This is a genomic window from Phenylobacterium sp. (genome assembly GCF_020253645.1).
Lineage (GTDB): Bacteria > Pseudomonadota > Alphaproteobacteria > Caulobacterales > Caulobacteraceae > Phenylobacterium.
On sequence record NZ_JADCBG010000133.1, the window covers coordinates 1 to 5,456 of the forward strand.

Genomic DNA, 5,456 nt, shown 5'->3' on the forward strand with positions numbered 1-5,456 from the left:
GCCTTCGGCCGGGCCCTGCCCGTGCGGCTCGTCATGGGCGGCCTGCGCCCTGGGACCGAGACCCCCATGACCGCGGAGGCCAGGGACAGCCTGCGCGGCCACTGGACCCACATCACCGAGGCCACAGGCCTGCCCTTCGGCGGCGCCGTGCTGGATGAACCTGGCTTCCTCTATGACACCGACCCCGCCGCCCGGGCCGTGGTGCGGGTGCGGCGCGACAACCCCGAGGGCGCCATCGCCTACCTCGGCCGCCTGCAGAGGGCCTTCTACGCCGAGGACCGCAACATCACCCGCCCCGAGGTGCTGGCCGAGCTGGCCGCCGACTACGGCGTGGCGCCCGACACCTTCCTGGCGGACTTCGAGACCGATGATCTGAAACACGAGACCTGGGCTGACTACGGCGTCTCGCAGCGCGCCGGCGTGACCGGCTTCCCTACCCTGGTGGCGGGTCCCGGCCCGGAGGGGACCTACGGCGTCGTCACCCGGGGCTACAATCCTGGCGATCAGGTCGTGGCGATCCTCAAGGCCTGGTTGGAGGGGCTGCCGGCGAACGGGTGAAAGCCGAACCGCCATTGACCCCTTGCCTGTCGGAGGGCTGATCGTCTGGTTCGTCTTCCGGCGGCTCCGGCCCGTCAGATCCGCCTATTCTGTATGACGCGAAGCAGAATGGAAATAACGGCGATGACCAGAAGAATATGAATGAAGCCGCCCAGTGTGTAGGCAGAAACGACTCCCACAAGCCATAGCACGATCAGGATCACTGCAATTGCGTAAAGCATGTGTTTCTCTTTGGCGGTCACGGACCGCAGGCGAGGGAGAAAGCACTCCCTAAATCAATCGTGGCGCCGATTGCGTAGTGAGTGTTTGCGATCAATCAAAATTCAACCCTCCCGTGTGCCGGTAATCGCGCCTCCGAGCGGGAGAGGGGGTCAGAATGGACAGGACGCCGGCCGCGCCCCGCTGAACGCCCTCAACCGCCGATGATCACCTTTTCCTCGCCCCACCAGAGGGGGCTCTTCGGCAGATCGATGAACTTCCGTTCGTCCTCCAGCAGCAGGCGGCCGGCCTCGCGGGCGGCGGGGTCGCCGGCCAGGGCCGCGAGATCCTCCAGGCTGTCGTACCAGAGCTGGGCCACCCCATCGAACTGGGGCGGGGCGTTGCGGGGGCCGCGGATGCCGTCGCTGACTGTCTCTTCCATGGAGTGCAGCTGGACATAGCGGCGGATGCGCAAGACGTCCTTCACGCTGGCCACCAGGGGGCCGTGGGTATGAAGCCAGTAGTCCTGGAACTGCTCGCGGGTCAGGTGAGGCAGGCGGACGAGGGCGAAGGTCAGCTTGATCATGGGCGGGCTCCGGTTTGCCCCGCCATTTCAGACGGCCGGGAGGCGATTGGCGAGTCCTTCCCGCGCCCCGGCCCCTCCCCCTCGCCGCCGGGATGGCCTAAATCGGGGACATGCGCACCGAGACCCCCGCCCCGATCCGCCTGGCCGATTACACGCCGCCCGCATTCCTCGTCGACGAGGTCCACCTGGACTTCGACCTGCAGCCCGAGGCGACCCGGGTGAAGGCCCGGCTGTCCCTGCGCAGGAACGGCGCCGCAGGCGCGCCCCTGAAGCTGGACGGCGAGCGGCTGAAGACCCTGTCCATCGCTATCGACGGCCGGGTCCTGGCCGCTGGCGAATACGCGACCGACGCCCACAGTCTGACCATCCCGGGCGTCCCGGACGCCTTCGTCCTCGAGACCGAGGTCGAGATCAACCCGGCGGCCAACAAGGCCCTGGAGGGGCTCTACATGTCGGGAGGCCGGTTCTGCACCCAGTGCGAGGCCGAGGGTTTCCGTACGATCACCTGGTATCCCGACCGGCCGGACGTCCTGGCCCGGTTCACTGTGCGCATGACGGCGGACGACGCCTGGCCGCGCCTGTTGTCCAACGGCAACCTGGTGGAGACCGGGCGAGGAACCGACGGACGGCGCTATGCGGTCTGGAACGACCCCTTCCCCAAGCCCTGCTACCTCTTCGCCCTGGTGGCCGGGGAGCTGGACGAGCTGGCCGACAGCTTCGTCACCGCCAGCGGCCGCAAGGTGGAGCTGAAGGTCTTTGTGGACCCGGGCATGTCGGCCCGGGCGGCCTACGCCATGGACGCCCTGAAGCGGTCCATGCGCTGGGACGAGGAGGCCTTTGGCCGCGAGTACGACCTGGACCTGTTCATGATCGTCGCCGTGCGCGACTTCAACTTCGGGGCCATGGAGAACAAGGGCCTCAACATCTTCAATTCGTCCCTGCTGCTGGCGGACCCCGAAACGGCGACGGACCTGGACTACGAGCGCATCGAGAGCGTGGTGGCGCACGAGTACTTCCACAACTGGACAGGCAACCGGATCACCTGCCGGGACTGGTTCCAGCTGTGCCTGAAGGAGGGCCTGACCGTCTTCCGCGACCAGAGCTTCTCGGCCGACATGCGCGGCGAGGCGGTGCAGAGGATCAAGGACGTGAAGGCCCTGAGGGCCCGTCAGTTCGCCGAGGACCAGGGCCCCCTGGCCCACCCGGTCCGCCCGTCCAGCTACCTGAAGATCGATAACTTCTATACGGCGACCATCTACGAGAAGGGCGCCGAGGTGATCCGGATGCTCAAGGCCCTGATCGGGGCCGAGACCTTCCGGAAGGGGATGGACCTCTATTTCGAGCGCTGGGATGGCCACGCCACCACGGTGGAGGCCTTCATCGCCTGCTTCGCCGAGGTCTCGGGCCGGGACCTTTCCGCCTTCTTCGCCTGGTACGAGCAGGCGGGCACCCCGCGGGTGCGGCTGGCTTCGCGATGGACGCCGGAGACGGGCGAGCTGGAGATCCCCCTGACCCAGAGGACGCCGGCCACCCCGGGCCAGGCCGACAAGCGCGCCCTGCCCGTTCCCGTCCGCCTGGGCCTTCTGGACGCCGAGGGCCGGACGATGGCCTTCACCCGCGACGGCGAGGCCCTGGACGAGACCCTGGTGGTGCTGGAGGGCGAGGAGACCCGGCTCACCCTGTCCGGGGTGACCTCGCGTCCCATTGTCTCGGCCCTGCGGGGTTTCTCGGCGCCGGTGGAGCTGAGCGTCGAGGCGAGGCCCGGCGACCGCTATGTCCAGCTGGCGGGCGACCCCGACCTCTTCAACCGCTGGGAGGCGGGTCAGGAGGTGGCGCGGGACCTGATCCTGGCCCGAGCCGGCGGCGCACCGGACGAGGTGGGCGAGGAGCGCTTCGCCGAGGCCATGGGCCGGGCGCTGAACGACCAGGCCTCGGAGCCCGCCTTCAAGGCCCTGCTCCTGGCCCTGCCCACGGAATCCGACCTGGCCGTCGCCCGGCCGCCCGCCGACCCGGCGGCCATCCACGCGGCCCGCCAGGCTCTTCGCCTGCGGCTGGCCGTCCACCTGGAGGAAACCCTGAAGCGCCTGCACCTGGGCCTGCAGGATGGCGCCGAGTTCTCGCCTGACGCAGCCAGCGCTGGGCGGCGCGCCCTGCGCAACGCCGCGCTCGAGGCCCTGGCCGCCCGGCCCTGCGCAGAGGTCACCTCCCTTGCCGAAGGACACTATCGCGCCGCGACCAACATGACGGACGCGATCGGCGGCCTGAACGCCCTGATGTCGATCGGCGGCGGGGTCTTCGCCACCGCCCTCGAAGACTTCCGCGACCGCTGGAAGGACGAGGCCCTGGTCATGGACAAGTGGTTCGCCGTGCAGGCCCGCGATTCCTCGCCTGACGCCCTGGCCCGGGTCATCGCCCTGACCGCGCACCCGGACTTCGACGCCACGGTGCCCAACCGCCTGAGAGCCCTCGTCGCGACCTTCGCGACGGCCAACCCGGCCCGGTTCCACGCCGAGGACGGTTCGGGCTACCGCTTCCTGGCCGACCAGATCCTGGCGGTGGACCGGTTCAACCCCATGACGGCGGCGCGCCTGGTGGAGCCGCTGGGCGCCTGGCGCCGCTATCGCGCCGACCTCGGGGCGCTGATGAAGGCTGAGCTGGAGCGGATCGCCGCGACGCCGGGACTCTCGCGCAACGTCGTCGAGCTGGTCGTGCGGGCGCTGGAGGGCTGAATTCCACAGGCGTGACGGTCCGCGTTGGGAAACTGTTCACCTTCTTCGTGCTGATGGAGTGAGTCGGGGCGGCGAGGTCGCCGCCTGCCCGAGGAGCCCGCCTGTGTCGGCAGTCAGCGATTTCGGTAGGACAGAGCGGCCGCCCCTTCTCGCCGGAGCGGCGGCCGGGCCCCTGGTCCTGGGAGCGCTCACCTCTGCGGGCCTGGCGACCGGACTTGTCCTGACCTTCCGCGATGCAGCACCCGCCTGGTCGGGCCTTCTGCTCATGGCGGCCCCGCTGGGCGCCCTGACAGGCGCAGGCGGCCTCTGGCTGGGCCGCCGGAGCCGGAGGAAGCGCACCGCCGAGGGTGAACCTCAGGGGGAAGCGCCTCCGGAGTCCCTGATCGAAGCCCTCCAGGTGATGGCCTCGGCCTTCGCCTGCTGGGACGCGCAGGGCAGGCTGGTGGCGGCCAATCCGGCCTTTGCGCGGATGTTCGGATTTGAGGCGGAGGCCCTCCAGCCGGCGTCTCCGCACACCGAGTTCGCGCGGCTCACGCGCCAGGCGATCCGTCAGTCGCTGAAACCTGACAACGCCGCCCCGGGCGTGCGTGAGATCGAGTTCCGCGACGGACGATGGGCTCAGACACACGAGCGCCGCACCCCATCGGGCGGCCTTGTCATGACCGCGGTGGACATCACCGCCCTGAAGCTTCGCGAGGCGGAGCGCAGCCGTGACGAGGAGACCCTCCGCGACGCCATAAGCCGGCTTGAAGGCAGCCAGACCCAGCTGTCGGAACTTGCCCGGAAGTACGAGACCGAGAAGCTTCGCGCCGTTGAGGCAAACCGGGCCAAGAGCGAGTTCCTCGCCAACATGAGCCACGAGCTCCGTACACCCCTGAACGCGATCATCGGCTTCTCCGAGATCATGACGCAGGAACTCTTCGGACCGCTGGGCTCCGCCCCGTACAAGGGGTACGTGAACGACATCCTGACCTCCGGCCAGCATCTTCTGGCCCTGATCAACGACGTGCTCGACATGTCCAAGATCGAGGCGGGGAAGATGACGCTCTTCCGCGAATTGCTTGATGTAGGCCCGTTGGCCGAGGAGACCCTCCGACTGGTCCGCAACCGGGCCGATTCGGCTGGCCTGATGCTCTTCGCCGATGTCGCCGAAAACCTGCCGGCGGTCGAAGCTGACGCCCGGGCCGTGAAGCAGATCCTTCTCAACCTGCTGTCCAACGCGGTGAAGTTCACGCCGGCGGGCGGACGGGTCTCCATCCGAGTCCGGGAAGAGAGGGACGGTGTGCGGCTGACTGTCCAGGACACGGGCATCGGGATCGACCCTGCAGACCTGCCTCGCCTGGCGGCGCCCTTCGAGCAGGTGGAAAGCCAGCAATCCAAGACCA

Annotated in this window: 5 protein-coding genes; 3 read left to right on the forward strand and 2 right to left on the reverse strand. The window is 68.8% G+C overall.

What is annotated here, in order from left to right; all coding sequences use genetic code 11:
* Window positions 1-558, forward strand: a 558-nt coding sequence (locus INE98_RS09255) for a DsbA family protein (RefSeq protein WP_293538437.1), incomplete at its 5' end; no start/stop codon positions are given.
* A gap of 74 nt (window positions 559-632) precedes the next feature.
* Here the strand turns inward: INE98_RS09255 and INE98_RS09260 are convergent.
* On the reverse strand, window positions 633-779 hold the full coding sequence (locus INE98_RS09260) for a lmo0937 family membrane protein (protein ID WP_293538438.1): 147 nt from the start codon (window positions 777-779) through the stop codon (window positions 633-635).
* Window positions 780-970: 191 nt separating this feature from the next.
* Complete coding sequence (locus INE98_RS09265) at window positions 971-1,342, reverse strand: EthD domain-containing protein (protein WP_293538439.1); 372 nt, start codon at window positions 1,340-1,342, stop codon at window positions 971-973.
* A gap of 110 nt (window positions 1,343-1,452) precedes the next feature.
* Between INE98_RS09265 and pepN the strand changes: the two genes are divergently transcribed.
* Entirely contained in the window at window positions 1,453-4,071 is a 2,619-nt protein-coding gene (gene pepN / locus INE98_RS09270; RefSeq protein WP_293538440.1) for an aminopeptidase N, read from the forward strand.
* Window positions 4,072-4,174: 103 nt separating this feature from the next.
* Window positions 4,175-5,456 (forward strand): histidine kinase dimerization/phospho-acceptor domain-containing protein (locus INE98_RS09275; RefSeq protein ID WP_293538441.1); only part of this gene is annotated, 1,282 nt, incomplete at its 3' end.